At 70.0% G+C, this 17,955-nt stretch carries 18 protein-coding genes; 17 read left to right on the forward strand and 1 reads right to left on the reverse strand.

Annotated elements, in window-relative coordinates; all coding sequences use genetic code 11:
- The first annotated feature begins 34 nt into the window (after positions 1-34).
- A complete protein-coding gene (locus tag I2501_RS10755) occupies positions 35-739 on the forward strand; it encodes a hypothetical protein (RefSeq protein WP_196193697.1) in 705 nt (234 codons plus the stop codon).
- 130 nt (positions 740-869) lie between these two features.
- On the opposite strand, the gene I2501_RS10760 is transcribed toward I2501_RS10755, so the two are convergent.
- Positions 870-1,172: a ferredoxin gene (locus I2501_RS10760; protein WP_196193698.1), complete on the reverse strand. Its 303-nt coding sequence runs from the start codon at positions 1,170-1,172 to the stop codon at positions 870-872.
- Positions 1,173-1,402: 230 nt separating this feature from the next.
- On the opposite strand from I2501_RS10760, the gene arc reads away from it, so the two are divergent.
- From arc to I2501_RS10840, 16 genes are all read left to right on the forward strand, one after another.
- Entirely contained in the window at positions 1,403-3,169 is a 1,767-nt protein-coding gene (gene arc, locus I2501_RS10765; RefSeq protein ID WP_196193699.1) for a proteasome ATPase, read from the forward strand.
- 147 nt (positions 3,170-3,316) lie between these two features.
- Entirely contained in the window at positions 3,317-4,828 is a 1,512-nt protein-coding gene (gene dop / locus I2501_RS10770) for a depupylase/deamidase Dop (RefSeq protein WP_196193700.1), read from the forward strand.
- Between the two features lie 199 nt (positions 4,829-5,027).
- A complete protein-coding gene (locus I2501_RS10775; RefSeq protein WP_196193701.1) occupies positions 5,028-5,246 on the forward strand; it encodes a ubiquitin-like protein Pup in 219 nt (72 codons plus the stop codon).
- A 40-nt stretch (positions 5,247-5,286) separates the two neighbouring features.
- Entirely contained in the window at positions 5,287-6,132 is an 846-nt protein-coding gene (prcB, locus tag I2501_RS10780; RefSeq protein ID WP_196193702.1) for a proteasome subunit beta, read from the forward strand.
- Between the two features lie 63 nt (positions 6,133-6,195).
- Positions 6,196-6,963, forward strand: a complete 768-nt coding sequence (prcA, locus tag I2501_RS10785) for a proteasome subunit alpha (protein WP_196193703.1) — start codon at positions 6,196-6,198, stop codon at positions 6,961-6,963.
- A gap of 54 nt (positions 6,964-7,017) precedes the next feature.
- Positions 7,018-8,379: a Pup--protein ligase gene (pafA, locus tag I2501_RS10790; RefSeq protein ID WP_196193704.1), complete on the forward strand. Its 1,362-nt coding sequence runs from the start codon at positions 7,018-7,020 to the stop codon at positions 8,377-8,379.
- A 170-nt stretch (positions 8,380-8,549) separates the two neighbouring features.
- A complete protein-coding gene (locus I2501_RS10795; protein WP_196193705.1) occupies positions 8,550-9,557 on the forward strand; it encodes an FKBP-type peptidyl-prolyl cis-trans isomerase in 1,008 nt (335 codons plus the stop codon).
- 61 nt (positions 9,558-9,618) lie between these two features.
- A complete protein-coding gene (locus I2501_RS10800) occupies positions 9,619-9,990 on the forward strand; it encodes an FKBP-type peptidyl-prolyl cis-trans isomerase (RefSeq protein WP_196193706.1) in 372 nt (123 codons plus the stop codon).
- Positions 9,991-10,175: 185 nt separating this feature from the next.
- On the forward strand, positions 10,176-11,192 hold the full coding sequence (locus I2501_RS10805; protein WP_196193707.1) for a helix-turn-helix transcriptional regulator: 1,017 nt from the start codon (positions 10,176-10,178) through the stop codon (positions 11,190-11,192).
- 26 nt (positions 11,193-11,218) lie between these two features.
- The gene (locus I2501_RS10810) at positions 11,219-12,157 is read left to right on the forward strand and encodes a helix-turn-helix transcriptional regulator (protein ID WP_196194113.1); all 939 of its coding nucleotides are present in this window, start codon (positions 11,219-11,221) and stop codon (positions 12,155-12,157) included.
- On the forward strand, positions 12,154-12,378 hold the full coding sequence (locus tag I2501_RS10815) for a hypothetical protein (protein ID WP_196193708.1): 225 nt from the start codon (positions 12,154-12,156) through the stop codon (positions 12,376-12,378). The genes I2501_RS10810 and I2501_RS10815 overlap by 4 nt, the downstream gene beginning before the upstream one ends.
- A 156-nt stretch (positions 12,379-12,534) precedes the next feature.
- Positions 12,535-12,771: a hypothetical protein gene (locus tag I2501_RS10820; protein WP_196193709.1), complete on the forward strand. Its 237-nt coding sequence runs from the start codon at positions 12,535-12,537 to the stop codon at positions 12,769-12,771.
- A 101-nt stretch (positions 12,772-12,872) separates the two neighbouring features.
- Positions 12,873-13,172, forward strand: coding sequence for a Sec-independent protein translocase subunit TatA (gene tatA, locus I2501_RS10825; protein ID WP_196193710.1), 300 nt, complete (start codon positions 12,873-12,875; stop codon positions 13,170-13,172).
- A 53-nt stretch (positions 13,173-13,225) separates the two neighbouring features.
- Positions 13,226-14,194 (forward strand): twin-arginine translocase subunit TatC, encoded by a 969-nt coding sequence (tatC, locus tag I2501_RS10830; RefSeq protein ID WP_196193711.1) that lies wholly within the window; start codon positions 13,226-13,228, stop codon positions 14,192-14,194.
- Positions 14,195-14,284: 90 nt separating this feature from the next.
- Positions 14,285-17,206 (forward strand): DEAD/DEAH box helicase, encoded by a 2,922-nt coding sequence (locus I2501_RS10835; protein WP_196193712.1) that lies wholly within the window; start codon positions 14,285-14,287, stop codon positions 17,204-17,206.
- Positions 17,203-17,904: a lysozyme family protein gene (locus tag I2501_RS10840; RefSeq protein ID WP_328806312.1), complete on the forward strand. Its 702-nt coding sequence runs from the start codon at positions 17,203-17,205 to the stop codon at positions 17,902-17,904. The genes I2501_RS10835 and I2501_RS10840 overlap by 4 nt, the downstream gene beginning before the upstream one ends.
- The last annotated feature ends 51 nt before the right edge of the window (positions 17,905-17,955 follow it).

The following is a 17,955-nucleotide window of genomic DNA, read 5'->3' on the forward strand; positions in this document are numbered from 1 at the left end:
GCGGGAAATGGGGTGTCCCCTGGTGGTGCAGGTGGTGGCGAGGTCCGATGAGTCCGTCGAGACGAACGGGCCGGCGGAGGCCCTCACAGCGAAGGTTCTGACCGCAAGACTTCCCGCCCACGCGCGCAGCAAACCGCTGCACTGGATCGCCACCGCCGCCGGTGTCGCCTCCGTGGTCGGCCTGGTGCTGGTGGTCGGACCCGCCGGCGCCGCCCAGCGCGTCGCCGGGGACCTCCCCGGCTCGGGGGCAGGCACGGCAGCAGGCACGGGACCGGGCGCGGGTGCCGCGACAGGCCAGGCCGCGCACCCGATCCCGGCCGCCTCCGCGCCGAATCCGGCCAAGGCCAAGCTGCCGATCGACTGCGCGGGCCAGCCGGTCAAGATCGACCAGCAGTTCGCCGCGGCCCTGCCCGGCAGCGGCACCCCGGTCACCGTCGCCTCGGCCCGCTGCGACGCGGCCGCCGGCACGCCGCCGGACGGCCTCTACGTGCTGGAGCCCGGCAAGGGCGCAGCCGCCGCGCCGGTGGTGGCGGCCACGCTGATCGACCCGCTCAAGCGGATGACCGTACAGAGCGTCACCATGCGGTCGGACGGCAGCGTCCGTGCCGTGGTCAGCGGCTACTCCTCGGCCAACGTGCCCAACTGTTGCCCCGACATCAACGAGACCCTCAGTTGGGCGCTCACCAAGGCCGGTTCTTGGGCCCAGCCCGTGGTGGTCGCCAACGGGGCCTCCGTCTGACGCACCCGTCGGCCCGGCCGGGAGCGAGGGTCCAGCGCCCCTCCCGGCCACGGGAACTGACGCAGAGACAGCTCACCCCTCGTCATGTGATCTCCATCACGTGGCGAGGGGTGTTTGCGCTGGGCGCGGGCTACTCCGCGTCGGGTCCGTGCACCTCGACGCGGTCGCGGACGCGCCGGACGTGGATGCAGTCGCCCGGGCAGTCCTTGGCCGAATCCGCCACGTCCTGAAGCAGCGTCAACGGGACCGGCACACATGCGCCTGGCTCCGTCAGCAGCTCCTCGTCGTCGCCCTTCACGTAGGCGAGCCCGTCGATGTCGAGCTCGAAGACCTCGGGCGCGTACTGCACGCAGATGCCGTCGCCCGTGCACAGGTCCTGGTCGATCCAGACTTCCAGGGCCTCCGCGGCCCCGCTCTCGGTGCTGGTGGACATCCCGGGCCGTCCGTTTCTGCGTTGGTGATGGTCTCGATGGTGCTGACCTCGTCAGCCTACCTCCGACCGCTTTCGACCAATGCCGAGGTGGGTATGTGCCTTACCAGAGGGGACGTACGCAAGGGTGAAGATCGGACACACCCCTTCGGACTTTCGATCAAGGGGTTTCAACACTCCCAGGCGCAGGTAGGGTCTGGAAGCGTCAGCTCCCCCCGGAGGAGGTGAGGACCGTGGCAGCCCACGATGACGACTACGCCCGAGGCGGCAGGCCCGCACGGGGTTCTGAAGAGACACAGGCCCAGATCTCGATGCTGGAGCAGGAGATCGCAGCACTGCGTCGCAAGATCGCCGAGCCCACGCGGCACACGAGGATCCTCGAAGAGCGGATCGTCGAGCTGCAGACCAACCTGAACGGGGTCACCGCCCAGAACGAGCGGCTGGCGTCGACCTTGCGCGAGGCCCGCGACCAGATCGTGGCGCTCAAGGAGGAGGTCGACCGGCTGGCACAACCCCCGGCCGGCTTCGGCACCTTTCTCGCCGCCAACGAGGACGGCACCGCCGACATCTTCACCGGCGGCCGGAAGCTCCGGGTGAACGTCAGCCCGAGCATCCCGCTCGACGACCTGCGGCGTGGCCAGGAGGTCATGCTCAACGAGGCGCTGAACATCGTCGACGCCATGGAGTTCGAGAGCATCGGCGACATCGTCACGCTCAAGGAGGTCCTGGAGGACGGCGAACGCGCGCTGGTCATCGGGCACACCGACGAGGAGCGGGTGGTCCGCCTCGCCGAGCCGCTGCGCGACATCGTGCTGCGGGCCGGCGACGCGCTGCTGCTCGAACCGCGCTCCGGCTACGTCTACGAGGTCGTGCCCAAGAGCGAGGTCGAGGAGCTGGTCCTCGAAGAGGTCCCGGACACCGACTACGACCGGATCGGCGGCCTCGGCCAGCAGATCGAGCAGATCCGCGACGCGGTCGAGCTGCCGTACCTGCACGCCGACCTCTTCAAGGAGTTCGAGCTGCGCCCGCCCAAGGGCGTGCTGCTCTACGGCCCGCCCGGATGCGGCAAGACGATGATCGCCAAGGCGGTCGCCAACTCGCTTGCCAAGAAGGTCGCCGAGGTGACCGGCCAGCCCCAGGGGAAGAGCTACTTCCTCAACATCAAGGGGCCGGAGCTGCTCAACAAGTACGTCGGTGAGACCGAGCGCCAGATCCGCCTGGTCTTCCAGCGCGCACGGGAGAAGGCGAGCGAGGGCACCCCCGTCATCGTCTTCTTCGACGAGATGGAGTCCCTGTTCCGCACCCGCGGATCCGGCGTCAGCTCGGACGTGGAGAACACCATCGTCCCGCAGCTGCTCGCCGAGATCGACGGCGTGGAGGGGCTGGAGAACGTCATCGTCATCGGCGCCTCCAACCGCGAGGACATGATCGACCCGGCGATCCTGCGGCCCGGCCGTCTGGACGTCAAGATCAAGATCGAGCGGCCGGACGCCGAGGGCGCCAAGGACATCTTCTCCAAGTACCTGAAGACCTCGCTGCCGCTGCACCCGGACGACGTCAAGGAGCACGGCGACTCGACCGACGCCGCCGTGGCCGCGATGATCCAGGCCGTGGTGGAGCGGATGTACACCGAGTCCGAGGAGAACCGCTTCCTGGAGGTCACCTACGCCAACGGTGACAAGGAGGTCCTGTACTTCAAGGACTTCAACTCCGGCGCCATGATCCAGAACATCGTGGACCGGGCCAAGAAGATGGCCATCAAGGACTTCCTCGACCACGGCCAGCGCGGTCTCCGCGTCTCCCACCTGCTCGCCGCCTGCGTGGACGAGTTCAAGGAGAACGAGGACCTGCCCAACACCACCAACCCGGACGACTGGGCCCGCATCTCCGGCAAGAAGGGCGAGCGGATCGTCTTCATCCGCACGCTGGTCACCGGCAAGCAGGGCGCGGAGTCCGGCCGCTCCATCGACACCGTGGCCAACACGGGTCAGTACCTGTAGAAGCAGTACCTTCGAATCGTCCGGCTGCGGGAGCCCGTGGGCGCTCACAGCCGGACGTTCGTGTCAGCGATCTCCCGGTTGTCAGTCCGCAGTCTTAGTCTCGGGTTACCGCACGGGTTCGTCCGCGGCAGCGCGAAGGAGGGCCGTATGTCTGTACGGCGCGTCATGGGCATCGAGACGGAGTACGGGATCTCCGTTCCGGGTCATCCCAACGCCAATGCCATGCTCACCTCGTCCCAGATCGTCAATGCCTACGCGGCGGCGATGCACCGGGCCCGCAGGGCCCGCTGGGACTTCGAGGAGGAGAACCCGCTGCGCGACGCGCGCGGCTTCGACCTGGCCAGGGACGCGGCCGACGCCAGCCAGCTGACCGACGAGGACATCGGCCTGGCCAACATCATCCTGACCAACGGCGCGCGCTTCTACGTGGACCACGCCCACCCCGAGTACTCCTCGCCGGAGGTCACCAACCCGCGCGACGCCGTGCTCTGGGACAAGGCCGGCGAGCGGGTCATGGAGGAGGCGGCCAACCGCGCCCTGCAGCTGCCCGGCGCGCAGCCGATCCACCTGTACAAGAACAACACCGACAACAAGGGCGCCTCCTACGGCACCCACGAGAACTACCTGATGAAGCGGGCCACGCCGTTCGCCGACATCGTCAGGCACCTCACCCCGTTCTTCGTCTCGCGCCAGGTGGTCACCGGCGCGGGCCGGGTCGGCATCAACCAGGACGGCTCCGCCCAGGGCTTCCAGCTCAGCCAGCGCGCCGACTACTTCGAGGTCGAGGTCGGCCTGGAGACCACGCTCAAGCGCCCGATCATCAACACCCGCGACGAACCGCACGCCGACGCCGAGAAGTACCGGCGGCTGCACGTGATCATCGGCGACGCCAACCTGTCCGAGATCTCGACCTACCTCAAGCTCGGCACCACCGCGCTGGTGCTGTCCATGATCGAGGACTCCTTCATCACCGTCGACCTGGTCGTCGACCAGCCCGTCCGCACACTGCACCAGGTCTCCCACGACCCGTCGCTGCAACACCTGATCCAGCTGCGCAGCGGGCGCAAGCTCACCGGCGTGCAGCTCCAGATGGAGTACTGCGAGCTGGCCAGGAAGTACGTCGAGGACCGCTACGGCCAGGACGCCGACGAGCAGACCCGCGACATCCTGGACCGCTGGGAGGACGTGCTGGGCAAGCTGGAGCGCGACCCGATGTCGCTCTCCCGGCAGCTGGACTGGGTGGCCAAGAAGGAGATCCTGGAGGGCTACCGCCGCCGCGACGACCTGGACTGGGACGACGCCCGCCTACACCTGGTCGACCTCCAGTACGCGGACGTCCGCCGGGAGAAGGGCCTCTACAACCGGCTGGTGGCCCGGGGCCGGATGGAGCGGCTGCTCGACGACGCCGAGGTGCTGCGCGCCGCCCACGAGCCGCCCGAGGACACCCGCGCCTACTTCCGCGGCCGCTGCCTGGAGCAGTACGCCGACCATGTCGCGGCGGCCTCGTGGGACTCGGTCATCTTCGACATCCCCGGACGCGACTCCCTGCAGCGGGTGCCCACCCTGGAGCCCCTGCGCGGCACCAGGAACCACGTCAAGGCCCTGCTGGACCGCTGTCGCACGGCGGAGGAGCTGGTACGCGTGCTCAGCGGAGGCTGAGCCGGGGCGCACGGTCCGGGCGGGCACGCAGGTGAACGTGTGAACGCCTGTCCGCGCAGAGCGTAACTGTACGAGGGTGGTCGTTCACCATGGGTGAAGTGCACGCCTTTGGGCATCATCCGGGCAACGATCGACGTTCTTCGACTACAAGCCGTAGGGTCAGAGATCAGCTGATCCACTCAAGAGCGGGGTGAGGGAAATGGCGACCAAGGACACCGGCGGCGGACAGCAGCGGGCGAACCGCACCTCCGAGGAGGTCGAGGAGACCCAGGAAGAGGCGACCGAGGCCTCGGACCTCAAGGAGCGCAAGGAGAAGCTCGACGACGACGTCGACGCGGTCCTCGACGAGATCGACGAGGTGCTGGAGTCGAACGCCGAGGACTTCGTGCGGGGCTTCGTCCAGAAGGGTGGAGAGTAGATTCTCTCCTTGATCGACTTAACGAACCGGAAGGAAAGCTGTGGAAGCCTATCTCTCTGGCACCGGGCGTCTGCCGGCTGCCTTCCTCAAGCCGGGGTCGTCCTCGTTCATCGAGTTCCTGGGCGACCACCAGCCCGAGCTGCTGCCCGGCCGGCGTGAGCTGCCGGCCGGCGCGCAGCCGCTCCAGGCGCCGCACGGCACCACCATCGTCGCGGCGACGTTCGACGGCGGGGTCGTCCTCGCCGGTGACCGGCGCGCCACCATGGGCAACATCATCGCGCAGCGCGACATCGAGAAGGTCTTCCCGGCCGACGAGTACTCCGCCGTGGGCATCGCCGGCACCGCCGGCCTCGCGGTCGAGATGGTGCGGCTGTTCCAGCTGGAGCTGGAGCACTACGAGAAGATCGAGGGCACCTCGCTCTCGCTGGAGGGCAAGGCCAACCGCCTGACCACGATGATCCGCGGCAACCTCGGCATGGCCATGCAGGGCCTGGCCGTCGTCCCGCTCTTCGCCGGCTACGACCTCGACCAGGGCCGCGGTCGGATCTTCACCTACGACGTCACCGGCGGACGCTCCGAGGAGACGGGCTTCGCCGCCACCGGCTCCGGCTCGCTCTTCGCCAAGGGCTCGCTGAAGAAGCTCTACCGGGCCGACCTCTCCGCCGAGCAGGCCGCCACCGCGGTCATCCAGGCGCTCTACGACGCCGCCGACGACGACTCCGCGACCGGCGGTCCGGACCTCACCCGGCAGATCTTCCCGATCGTCTCCGTCATCACCGACGAGGGCTTCCGCCGCCTCGGCGACCAGGAGGTCGGCGAGCTCGCCAAGGCCGTCCTCGGCCACCGCCTGGAGCAGCCGGACGGCCCCCAGGCGCCCCTGCTGTAGCCGTTCCGGGCCGTTCCTGACCCCCAATCATCTGACCGCTCGACAAAGAAGAAGGGGCGACCGGTGTCGACGCCGTTCTACGTCTCACCTCAGCAGGCCATGGCCGACCGCGCCGAGTACGCCCGCAAGGGCATCGCGCGCGGCCGGTCGGTGGTGGTGCTCACCTACGCCGACGGCATCCTCTTCGTCGCGGAGAACACCTCGCGCGCGCTGCACAAGGTCTCCGAGATCTACGACCGCATCGCCTTCGCCGCGGTGGGCCGCTACAACGAGTTCGAGAACCTGCGGATCGGCGGCGTCCGCTACGCCGACCTGCGCGGCTACTCCTACGACCGGGCCGACGTCAACGCCCGCGGCCTGGCCAACGTCTACGCCCAGACCCTGGGCACGATCTTCTCCTCCACCGGGGAGAAGCCCTACGAGGTCGAGCTGATCGTCGCCGAGGTCGGCAAGAACCCGGGCGACGACCAGATCTACCGCCTCACCCCCGACGGCTCGGTCGTGGACGAGCACGGCTCGGTCGCCGTCGGCGGCAACTCCGAATCCATCGCCACCTACCTGGAGCAGCGCCACGAGGAGGGCACGTCCCTCCCGGACGCCCTCAAGCTCGCCGTGGAGAGCCTGGCCAGGGACCCGAACGGCGGAGCCCCCCGCACCCTGACCCCGGATCAGCTCGAGGTCGCGGTGCTGGACCGGGCTCGTTGGCAGCAGCGCAAGTTCAAGCGGCTGCTCGGCACCCAGCTGAGCCGGCTGCTGGAGGGAGACGCCAGTGCGGCGTCCGACGACGAGGAGCCGCCGGCCGGTTCGGCCGCCGCGGCCGAGGGGGAGTAGCAACAGCCGCTTTTCCCATGGTTTCGATCAGGGCGGGAAGGTGAACTAGTAGGCATGGACCGCCGAATCTTCGGGTTGGAGAACGAGTACGGCGTCACCTGCACGTTCCGGGGGCAGCGTCGCCTGTCACCGGACGAGGTGGCCAGGTACCTCTTCCGCCGCGTCGTGTCATGGGGCCGCAGCAGCAACGTGTTCCTGCGCAACGGTGCCCGCCTCTACCTGGACGTGGGTTCGCACCCCGAGTACGCCACCCCCGAGTGCGACGACGTCGCCGAGCTGGTGACGCACGACAAGGCCGGGGAGCGCATCCTCGAGGGCCTGCTGGTGGACGCCGAGCGCCGGCTCCACGAGGAGGGCATCGCCGGGGACGTCTACCTGTTCAAGAACAACACCGACTCCGCCGGCAACTCCTACGGCTGTCACGAGAACTACCTGGTGGCGCGGCACGGGGAGTTCTCCCGCCTGGCGGACATACTGATCCCGTTCCTGGTCACCCGTCAGCTGATCTGCGGCGCGGGCAAGGTGCTGCAGACGCCGCGCGGCGCGGTCTACTGCGTCAGCCAGCGCGCCGAGCACATCTGGGAGGGCGTCAGCTCGGCGACCACCCGGTCCCGTCCGATCATCAACACCCGCGACGAGCCGCACGCGGACGCCGAGCGCTACCGCCGGCTGCACGTCATCGTGGGCGACTCCAACATGTCGGAGACCACCACGCTGCTCAAGGTCGGCGCGACCGACCTGGTGCTGCGGATGATCGAGGCCGGCACGGTGCTGCGCGACCTCACCCTGGAGAACCCGATCCGGGCCATCCGCGAGGTCTCCCACGACCTGACCGGCCAGCGCCTGGTCCGGCTGGCCAACGGCCGTGAGGCCAGCGCGCTGGAGATCCAGCAGGAGTACTTCCAGAAGGCCAGCGACTTCGCCGACCACCGGGGCATCCGCACCGGCACGATCGCGCGGGTGCTGGACCTGTGGGGCCGCACGCTGGAGGCGGTCCGAACCCAGGACTACTCCAAGGTCGACCGCGAGATCGACTGGGTGATGAAGTACCAGCTGATCGAGCGTTACCGGGCCAAGAACGGCATCTCGATGTCGCACCCGCGGGTCGCCCAGATCGACCTCGCGTACCACGACATCCACCGCCGCCGGGGCCTGTACTACCTGCTGGAGAACCGCGGGCAGGCCGAGCGGGTCAGCAACGACCTCAAGATCTTCGAGGCCAAGTCGGTGCCGCCGCAGACCACCCGGGCGCGGCTGCGCGGCGACTTCATCCGCCGGGCCCAGGAGCAGCGTCGCGACTTCACCGTCGACTGGGTCCACCTCAAGCTCAACGACCAGGCGCAGCGGACCGTCCTGTGCAAGGACCCGTTCCGTTCGGTCGACGAGCGCGTGGAGAAGCTGATCGCGGGCATGTGAGCCCGATCCGGAACGGGCGGGGTCCGACAAAGTGCCGTCGAACCCCGCCTGCTTTTGGAGTGAACATGACCGACTTGTGACCTGAGTTGTGCGCGGGGTCTCTGCGCAGATCCGGTGCAAGGCCATAGAGTGGCGCGGACCGCTGAACCGCTCACCACCTAAGGATCACCGTGCGCCGACTCGCCGCCGCGCTGCTTCTTGCGCCCACGCTGCTGCTCACCGGTTGCGGGAGCAGCGCCAAGACAGCCACGGCCGCCGACACCGCGGCGCCGTGCCCGTCCGGTTCCGCCGCCCAGTCGCCGCTGCCGGTGCCGCCGGTGACCAACACCGACAGCCAGCTGCCGACCGTCTCGGGCGAGTTCGGCAAGAGCGCGAGCATCACCGTCCCCAAGGGCGACCCGACCGGCAATTTCGTCGTCAAGCAGATCTCCGAGGGCAACGGCCCGGTGGTCACCAACAACGACGTGGTCGGCTTCAACATCGTCGGCCAGACCTGGACCGGCAAGACCTTCCAGGACTCCTACAAGGACGGCGGCGGCGCCGCGGTCGACAACCTGAAGACCACGCCGATGCTGCCGATGTTCAGCAAGGCCGTGGTGGGCCAGAAGGTCGGCAGCCGGGTCGAGGTCGTCGCCCCGCCGGCGGCGGGCTTCGGCAACGCGGGCTACCCGCAGCTCCAGGTCACCTGCCACGACACGCTGGTGATGGTCTTCGACGTCACCGCCGCGACCCCGGTCGACGGTTCGGCCAGCGGCACCCCGCAGACGCCGACGGCCGACGTGCCCAAGGTGCAGATGAACGACAAGGCCGCGGCCTCCTTCAGCATCAGCGCCTCCCAGCGCGACCCGAAGACCCTGGGCGCCACGGTGCTGATCAAGGGCAGCGGCCCGGTGGTCCAGCCCGGTCAGAACCTGATCGCCCAGTACACCGGCGCGGTGCTGGCCAACGGCAAGGTCTTCGACTCGTCGTGGAACCACGGCGGGGCGACCAACTTCGTCATCGGCAAGGGTCAGGTCATCCCCGGCTGGGACAAGGGCCTGGTCGGGCAGACGGTCGGCTCCCGCGTGCTGCTGACCATCCCGGCGGCCGACGCGTACGGGGCGCAGCCGCCGCAGGGGTCGGGCATTCCGGCCAACGCACCCCTGGTCTTCGTCGTGGACATCCTCGGCGCCGCGTAACGTAGGGGCGCACAGCACCAGCTCTGCACCATCTTTCGTCCTTCTGAGGAGAACCACGACCGTGAGCATCGAGAAGCCGGAGATCGACTTCCCGGGCGGCGAGGCCCCCACCACGCTGCAGATCCGCGACATCTGGGTGGGCGACGGCGCCGAGGCGAAGGCCAAGGACAACGTCAGCGTCCACTACGTCGGCGTGGCCTTCAGCTCCGGCGAGGAGTTCGACGCGAGCTGGAACCGTGGCGCCCCGCTCCGCTTCAAGCTCGGCGTCGGCCAGGTCATCCCCGGCTGGGACCAGGGCGTCCAGGGCATGAAGGTCGGCGGCCGTCGCGAGCTGATCATCCCGGCCCACCTCGCCTACGGCGACCGTGGCGCGGGCAACGCGATCAAGCCCGGCGAGACGCTGATCTTCGTCGTCGACCTGCTCGGCGTCTGAGCGGCCGATCGTCTGACGCCCCGTCGCACGCGAGTCACACGCGACGCGTGAGTCACTCAAGCGCACCCCTGTCCCTTTGGACGGGGGTGCGCTTCGTGGTCGAGAGGCCTAGCGGTACGGTCAGTTGATACCGGGTGCCGAGTTCCGGGTCGCGGTCGGTGCCGCGCGTAGAAGAAGGGTGAGCGATGCCCATCGCCAAGTCCGAGCGCCTGATGAACCTCGCGCTGTGCCTGATGAACACCAAACGCCCGCTGAGCAAGCGGGAGTTGCGGGCGTCCATCGAGGCCTACCGTGAGGCGGGGTCCGCGGGGGAGCAGGTCAGCGAGGACGCGTTCAACCGGATGTTCGAGCGCGACAAGGACGATCTGCGCGAACTCGGCCTGGTCATCGACGTGGTGGAGAACCCGCTCGACGGCGAACTCGGCTATCTCGCCCGGCGCGACGTCAACCGCCTGCCCGAGATTCACCTGGACGCGGAGGAGGCCGCCGCGCTGAGCCTGGCCGCCGGAGTCTGGGAGCAGGCCCGCCTCGCCGGAGCCGCCAGCGGCGCCCTGCAGAAGCTGCGCGCCGCCGGTTCGCTGGCCGAGGAGAGCGGTGAGGGCCGCACCACGCTCCAGCCCCGCGTCCCCGCGCGCGACGCCGCGTTCGAGCCGCTGCTGGTCGCCGCGCGCGACCGCCGCCCGGTCGCCTTCGACTACCGCAAGAGCGGCGCCGCCCAGGCCGAGCCGCGCACGGTCGAGCCGTGGGCGCTGGAGTTCTGGCACGGCCACTGGTACCTCGCGGGCTGGGACCGCGACCGCGCCGACGTCCGGGTCTTCCGGCTGAGCCGGATTGTCGGCCGGGTCCGCAGCAAGGGCGGCCAGTTCAGCGCGCCCGTCCCGGACCACGTCGGCGTCCGCGAGACCGTCGCCCGCTTCGCCGGGGAGGGCGCCACCGAGCAGGCCCGCGTCCGCGTCCGCCGCAAGGCCGCCTTCCCGGTGCGGGCCAAGGCACTCTCCGCGTCGCCCGCGCCGGACGACGCAGAATGGGATGAGCTGACCATCCCCTACGGGCACGGACTGGCCGCGGACCTGGTCGAGTTCGGCCCGGACGTGGTCGTGATCGAGCCCGCCGAGCTGCGCGCCGACGTCATCGCACGACTGCGGGCGGTGGCCGGTGCTTCCAGCGCTTCCAGCACGTCAGAGAACGAGGTGGGCGAGTGAGCAGCGCGATCGACCAGACCCGGCGGATGCTGTCGCTGGTCACCTACCTGCGCGAGCGCCCCGGCGCCCGGGTCGGCGAGGTCGCCCGCGCCTTCGGCGTCACCGAGCGCGAGCTGATCCGCGACCTCAGCGTGCTGCCGATGTGCGGCACCAGCTTCCGCGGCGGCGACCTGCTCGACATCGACACCGACGGCGAGCAGATCTGGTGGCACAACCCGGACGACGTCGCCCAGCCGCTGCGGCTCGCCGCCGACGAGGCCACCTCGCTGCTGGTCGCCGCCCGCGCGGTCGCCGGCCTGCCGGGCCTGCGCGAGCGCGACCGCGAGGCACTCACCCGCGCTGTCGCCAAGCTGGAGGCCGCCGCCGGTGACGTCGCCGAGGGCAGCACGCGCGTCGGCGTCTCCTTCGAGGCCGAGGGTGACGTCTTCGCCGAGATCGACCGCGCGTTCACCGAGCGCAAGCGGCTCTGGCTGCAGTACTGGTCCTCCGCGCGCGGCGAGCTCACCGAGCGCGAGGTAGACCCGATCCGGCTGGTCACCGAGGGCCACACCTACCTCGAGGCGTGGTGTCGCCTCTCCGAGGACCGCCGGATCTTCCGGCTGGACCGGATCGCCGAGATCAAGGTCCTCGACACGCCCGCGGACCCGCCCAAGCTGGAGCTGCGCGACCTCTCCGAGGGCATGATGCGCCCCTCCACCGACGACCCCCAGGTCGTCCTCGAGGTCGGCCCGGCGGGTCGCTGGGTGGCCGAGTACTACCCGCACGAGGCGGCGGAGGAGCAGCCCGACGGCGGCCTCCGCATCGTGCTGCGCACGCCGGACCCGTCCAGCCTGCTGCGGCTCGCCCTCCGGCTCGGCCCCGACGGCCGCGTCCTCGCTCCGGAGTCCCTCGCGGCGCAGGCCCGCGAGGTCGCCTCCCGCGCGCTGGCCGGCTACGACGCCGGTCGCGAGGAGCGCACCGGATGAGCGTCACGCGGTTCCGCGCCTCCTGCCCCGACTGCCGCGTCACCGCGGAGCTGGACGCTCTCGCCTTCCGCCTGGCGCTGGGCCGCACGGCGGAACGGACCTTCTACAGCTTCACCTGCCCGGCGTGCGGGTCCGCGGTGCGCAAGCACGCCGGCGCGCGGATCATCGACGCACTGACGGGGGCGGGCGTCCCGACGATGAAGCTGCACGTAGGCACCTAGCTTCCCAGGGGCGCGGGGAACTGCGCGAACAACCACTGACATGCGGATGGCCCTGTTCGTTCGGGGCTCTCCCTGCGTGGGTGGCTTGTCGCGCAGTTCCCCGCGCCCCTGAGGGAAGTGCAACTGGCCCTTGTCGCGATGGTGCATGCTTGTCCCGTGGTGTGGATCATCGTGGGACTGACGACCGCAGGTCTGCTCGTGCTCGGTGGGCTCGCCGTGCTCGCCTACCGTGAGGTGGTCGTCCTGGCCAAGGCGCTGGCCCGCAGCGCGGAGCGACTCGCCCAGGCCGGCGCCGACGTCGAGCGCGCCGCCGACGGCGTGGCGCGGAGCGGCGGCGCCGCGCTCGTGGCCACGCGCGCACCGTCTATTCAAGCGCCAAACGGATCCGCGTAGTATCGAAGATGCGTTGGGGCAGCATTCTGTCGCGACGCTATGGGCCGTGCCTTCACGGTGCGTATCATCGGCGCAGACACGACGACGAAGAGGGAAACCCGATGCTCGAGAACCGCGCTCTGGAAATCATCATCATTGCGGTCATCGTGCTGCTGCTCTTCGGGGCGAAGCGGCTCCCGGACTCCGCGCGTGCGCTCGGCAAGTCGCTGCGCATCCTCAAGTCCGAGGTCGGCGCCATGAAGGACGACGGCAAGAAGACCGACGCAGAGGTCTCCAACGTCACCACCTCCGAGGAGCAGGCTCAGGCGCCTGCCGCGCCCCGGACCATCCAGTCCGCTCCGGGGGACACCGCCTCGGCGCGTCCCGTCACTGAGGACAAGCAGCCGACCACCCAGGTCTGAGCAAGGCGCACTTCCTCACCCCCACCTTTTTCTCGCAGGGACGTAGCCGCACGGTGAGCGACACCCAACAGAGGCAGAAGCAGCAGCGGCCTCCGAAGAACGATGACGGCCGGATGCCGCTGGCGGACCATCTCCGCGAGCTGCGCTACCGGCTCATCGTCTCGATCCTCGCCCTGCTCGTGACCACGGTCATCGGCTGGCTGATGCACGACTGGGCGATCAACCAGCTGGTCAGCCCGGCCTGTCACATCACCGGCGTGCACGGTTACGGCGAGAAGACCGCGGCGTGCCCGAACGGTCTGCTGGTGAACAACGGCGTGCTCTCGCCGCTGACCTTCACCTTCAAGATCGCGATGATGATCGGCTTCATCCTGGCCAGCCCCGTGTGGAGCTACCAGCTCTGGGCCTTCGTCGCGCCGGGTCTGTACAAGAAGGAGAAGAAGTACGGTCTCGGGTTCGTCGCCGCCGCAGTCCCCCTCTTCCTCGGCGGCGCGTACCTGGCGTACGAGATCTTCCCCAAGGCCCTGCAGATCCTGGCCAGCTTCAACCCGGCCAACTTCTCGCTGGCCTTCTCCGGCGCCGAGTTCCTGGACTTCTTCATCCGGATGGTGCTGGTCTTCGGGCTCTCCTTCGAGGTCCCGCTGCTGCTGGTGATGCTGAACTTCCTGGGCATCGTCAGCGCCGCCCGGCTGCGCGGCTGGTGGCGCGGCGCGGTCTTCGGGATCTTCGTCTTCTCGGCGATCGCCGTCCCGACCGGTGACCCGGTGACCATGACGGTGCTCGCCGTCCCGATGTGTCTGCTCTACTTCGCCGCCGTCGGCGTGGCGACGCTGCGGGACAAGGCCGTGGCCCGGCGCTACGCCGAGAACCCCGACCACCAGCTCGACCCGGACCAGGCCTCCGACATCGACCTGCGCCCGTCCTCCCTCGGCGCGGACGACCTGCCCATCCCGGAGCCGGTCAACGCCACCGAACTGGCCGCCGGTGAGCCGATGACGTACCACCCGGACGACGTCACCTGAGCGCCGATCAGGCAACCCGAACGAGTGGGCCGCACACAGTAAACAATCTTGAGGTGGAGTGTCGGTCCCGACGGGTACTCTCCTAGCGAGATGACTGACCAGAACCTGCGCTCGCCCGACGCGTCCGATCCGTCGCACGCGTCCGACTCCTCCGGTGCGTCCGAGGAGAGCCTCAGCCCCTCCGAGCGCTACGCCGCGTCCCGGCGCCGCGCGAAGGAAGAGGCGAGTTCCCTGCACGCCTTCCGGCAGCTGTACGACTTCCCGCTGGACCCCTTCCAGGTGGAGGCGTGCCAGGCGCTGGAGGGCGGCGAGGGCGTGCTCGTGGCCGCGCCGACGGGCTCCGGCAAGACCATCGTCGGCGAGTTCGCCGTGCACCTCGCGCTGGCCGAGGGCCGCAAGTGCTTCTACACGACGCCCATCAAGGCGCTGTCGAACCAGAAGTTCCAGGACCTGGTGAAGCGCTACGGCGCGGACAAGGTCGGCCTGCTGACCGGCGACAACACGGTCAACAGCGACGCGCCGGTCGTCGTCATGACGACCGAGGTGCTCCGCAACATGCTCTACGCGGGCTCCAGCACCCTCTCGGGCCTGGGCTACGTGGTCATGGACGAGGTGCACTACCTCGCCGACCGCTTCCGCGGCGCGGTGTGGGAGGAGGTCATCATCCACCTCCCCGAGTCGGTCACCCTGGTCTCGCTCTCGGCCACCGTCTCCAACGCCGAGGAGTTCGGCGACTGGCTGGACACCGTCCGCGGTGGCACCAAGGTCATCGTCTCCGAGCACCGCCCGGTCCCGCTATGGCAGCACGTGCTGGCGGGCCACCGGATGTACGACCTGTTCACCAACCGGGTCGCCGAGGAGCGCGCCTCCGGGCGCAAGCGCGACGGCGCGCGCGGGGGAGAGGCCGACGTCAACCCGGAGCTGGTCCGGCTGGCCCGCGCCGAGCAGGATCGCCGCGGCGGGCGGGACCGGTTCGACCGGCGCGGCCGGGGCCGGTCGATGTCCAACGGCCGTCCGGGCCGGGCCTGGACGCCGAGCCGGGTCGATGTGATCGACCGGCTGGACGCCGAGGGCCTGCTGCCCGCGATCACCTTCATCTTCAGCCGGGCCGGCTGCGAGGCCGCCGTCCAGCAGTGCCTCCACGCGGGCCTGCGGCTCAACAACGACGCCGAGCGGGCCGAGGTGCGCGAGATCGTCGAGTCGCGCACCTCCGCGATCCCCGCCGAGGACCTGCACGTCCTTGGCTACTACGAGTGGCTGGACGGCCTGGAGCGCGGCATCGCGGCCCACCACGCGGGCATGCTGCCGACCTTCAAGGAGGTCGTCGAGGAGCTCTTCCAGAAGGGCCTGGTCAAGGCGGTCTTCGCGACCGAGACGCTGGCGCTGGGCATCAACATGCCGGCCCGCTCGGTCGTCATGGAGAAGCTGGTCAAGTGGAACGGCGAGACCCACGCCGACGTCACCCCGGGCGAGTACACCCAGCTGACCGGCCGTGCCGGGCGGCGCGGTATCGACGTCGAGGGCCACGCCGTGGTGCTCTGGCAGCCGACGCTCGACCCGGCCGCGCTGGCCGGTCTGGCCGGCACGCGCACGTACCCGCTGCGATCCTCCTTCAAGCCGTCGTACAACATGGCCGTCAACCTCGTCGGCCAGTTCGGGCGGCACACCGCGCGTGAGCTGCTGGAGACCTCGTTCGCGCAGTTCCAGGCGGACCGCAGCGTGGTCGGCATCGCCCGGCAGGTGCAGCGCAACGAGGAGGGCCTGGCCGGTTACCGCGAGGCGGTCGAGTGCCACCTCGGCGACTTCGAGGAGTACATGGGCCTGCGCCGGGCCCTCAAGGACCGCGAGACGCTGCTGGCCCGCGAGGGCGCCGCGCAGCGTCGGGCCAGCGCGGCCGACTCGCTGGAGAAGCTGCGTCCCGGCGACGTCATCCACGTCCCGACCGGCCGCTTCGCCGGGCTGGCCGTGGTGCTGGACCCGGGCATCCCGCCGGTCGGCCGCCACGGCACCCGCGGCTACGGCAACAGCCGCGAGTACAGCGACGGCCCGCGCCCGGTGGTGCTGACCGCCGAGCGGCAGGTCAAGCGGCTGGCGATGATCGACTTCCCGACGCCGGTCGAGGCGATCGAGCGGCTGCGGATCCCCAAGAGCTTCAACCCGCGCAGCCCGCAGTCCCGGCGCGATCTCGCCTCGGCGCTGCGCAGCAAGGCCGGGCACATCGATCCGGGCCGCGTCCGCAAGGGCCGGGCCGCGGCGGCGGACGACCCGGACATCGCCCGGCTCCGCGCCGAGATCCGGCAGCACCCGTGCCACGGCTGCAACGAGCGCGAGGACCACGCCCGCTGGGCCGAGCGCTACGACCGGCTCAAGCGCGACACCGAGCAGCTCGAACGCCGGATGAAGTCGCGCACCCACACCATCGCCCGCACCTTCGACCGGGTCTGCGCCCTGCTGGCCGACCTGGACTACCTGGAGGGCGACACCGTCACCGACCAGGGCCGCCGTCTCGGCCGCCTCTACGGCGACCTGGACCTGCTCGCCTCCGAGTGCCTGCGCGAGGGCGTCTGGGACGGCCTCAGCCCGGCGGAGCTCGCGGCCTGCGCCTCGGCGCTGGTCTACGAGTCCCGGCGCGGCGACGACGAGGGCGGCGCGGTCAAGCTGCCGGACGGCAAGGCCCGCGACGCGCTCGGCGAGATGGTCCGGATCTGGGGCCACCTGGACGCGCTGGAGGAGCAGCACAAGCTCTCCACCATGGAGAACTGGGGCCAGCGCGAGCCGGATCTCGGCTTCGCCTGGACGGCCTTCCGCTGGGCGTCCGGCGACCCGCTGGACAAGGTGCTGCGCGAGGCCGACATGCCCGCCGGTGACTTCGTCCGCTGGACCCGCCAACTGATCGACGTGCTGGGCCAGATCACGAACGCGGCCCCGGACGACGGCGCGGTGCGCACGGCCGCGCGCAAGGCCGTCGACCAGATCCGGCGCGGCATCATCGCGTACTCGTCGGTGGGGTGAGCAGGGGCGTGGCCGGTGGGCGTTCGTCGCGGCTGTGGTGGATCGTGCTGCCGGTGGCGGCGCTGCTGCTCTGGGGGGTGACGCACGGTCAGAAGGGGGCGACCGATGCCTCGTCGACCCCCTCCGGCTCCGCGTCCGGGCACGGCGGGGGGTCGGGTGCGGGTGGCGCGTCGCCGAGTCCTTCGGGGACGGGCGGCAGCTGGTACACGGGCAGCTACGACCCGTCCCAGTTCGCCGCCCAGGTGCGGCAGCGGGCCAAGGAGGCGGGTGTCGACCCGCAGTTGGTGATGGCGATCCTCTACAACGAGGACTACAAGCCGCACGACCCGGCTTTCGAACGCGCCTGGCTGAAGATCAAGCCGACCGCCGCGCTCGGCATCGCCAACATGCACGAGGCCACCTACGACCAGGTCAAGCAGGGCCACTCCTTCGCCGACCGGCCGTGGACGAGCCTGCCGGACGACCCGGACCTCGCCATCGAGGCGGAGGCCTGGTGCCTGCACGACCTGGCCACCGACCTGCCCGCGCAGCGCACCGGCTCCCTGACCGAGGATCAGCTGCTGGCCCTCGGCTACAACACCGGTCCCGGCAACATGCTGGCTTTCGCGCACGGCGTCACGGTCGGGCCACAGGCGCAGCAGTATCTCGACACGCTGAACTCCAACTGGGCCAAGGCCGGGAAGGCTATCGCGATATAGCGTATTGACACGCGCTATACCCGTGCTCATATACTCGTAGACGAGTAAGTG

It is taken from the genome of Streptacidiphilus fuscans (genome assembly GCF_015690355.1).
Taxonomy (GTDB): Bacteria; Actinomycetota; Actinomycetes; order Streptomycetales; family Streptomycetaceae; genus Streptacidiphilus; species Streptacidiphilus fuscans.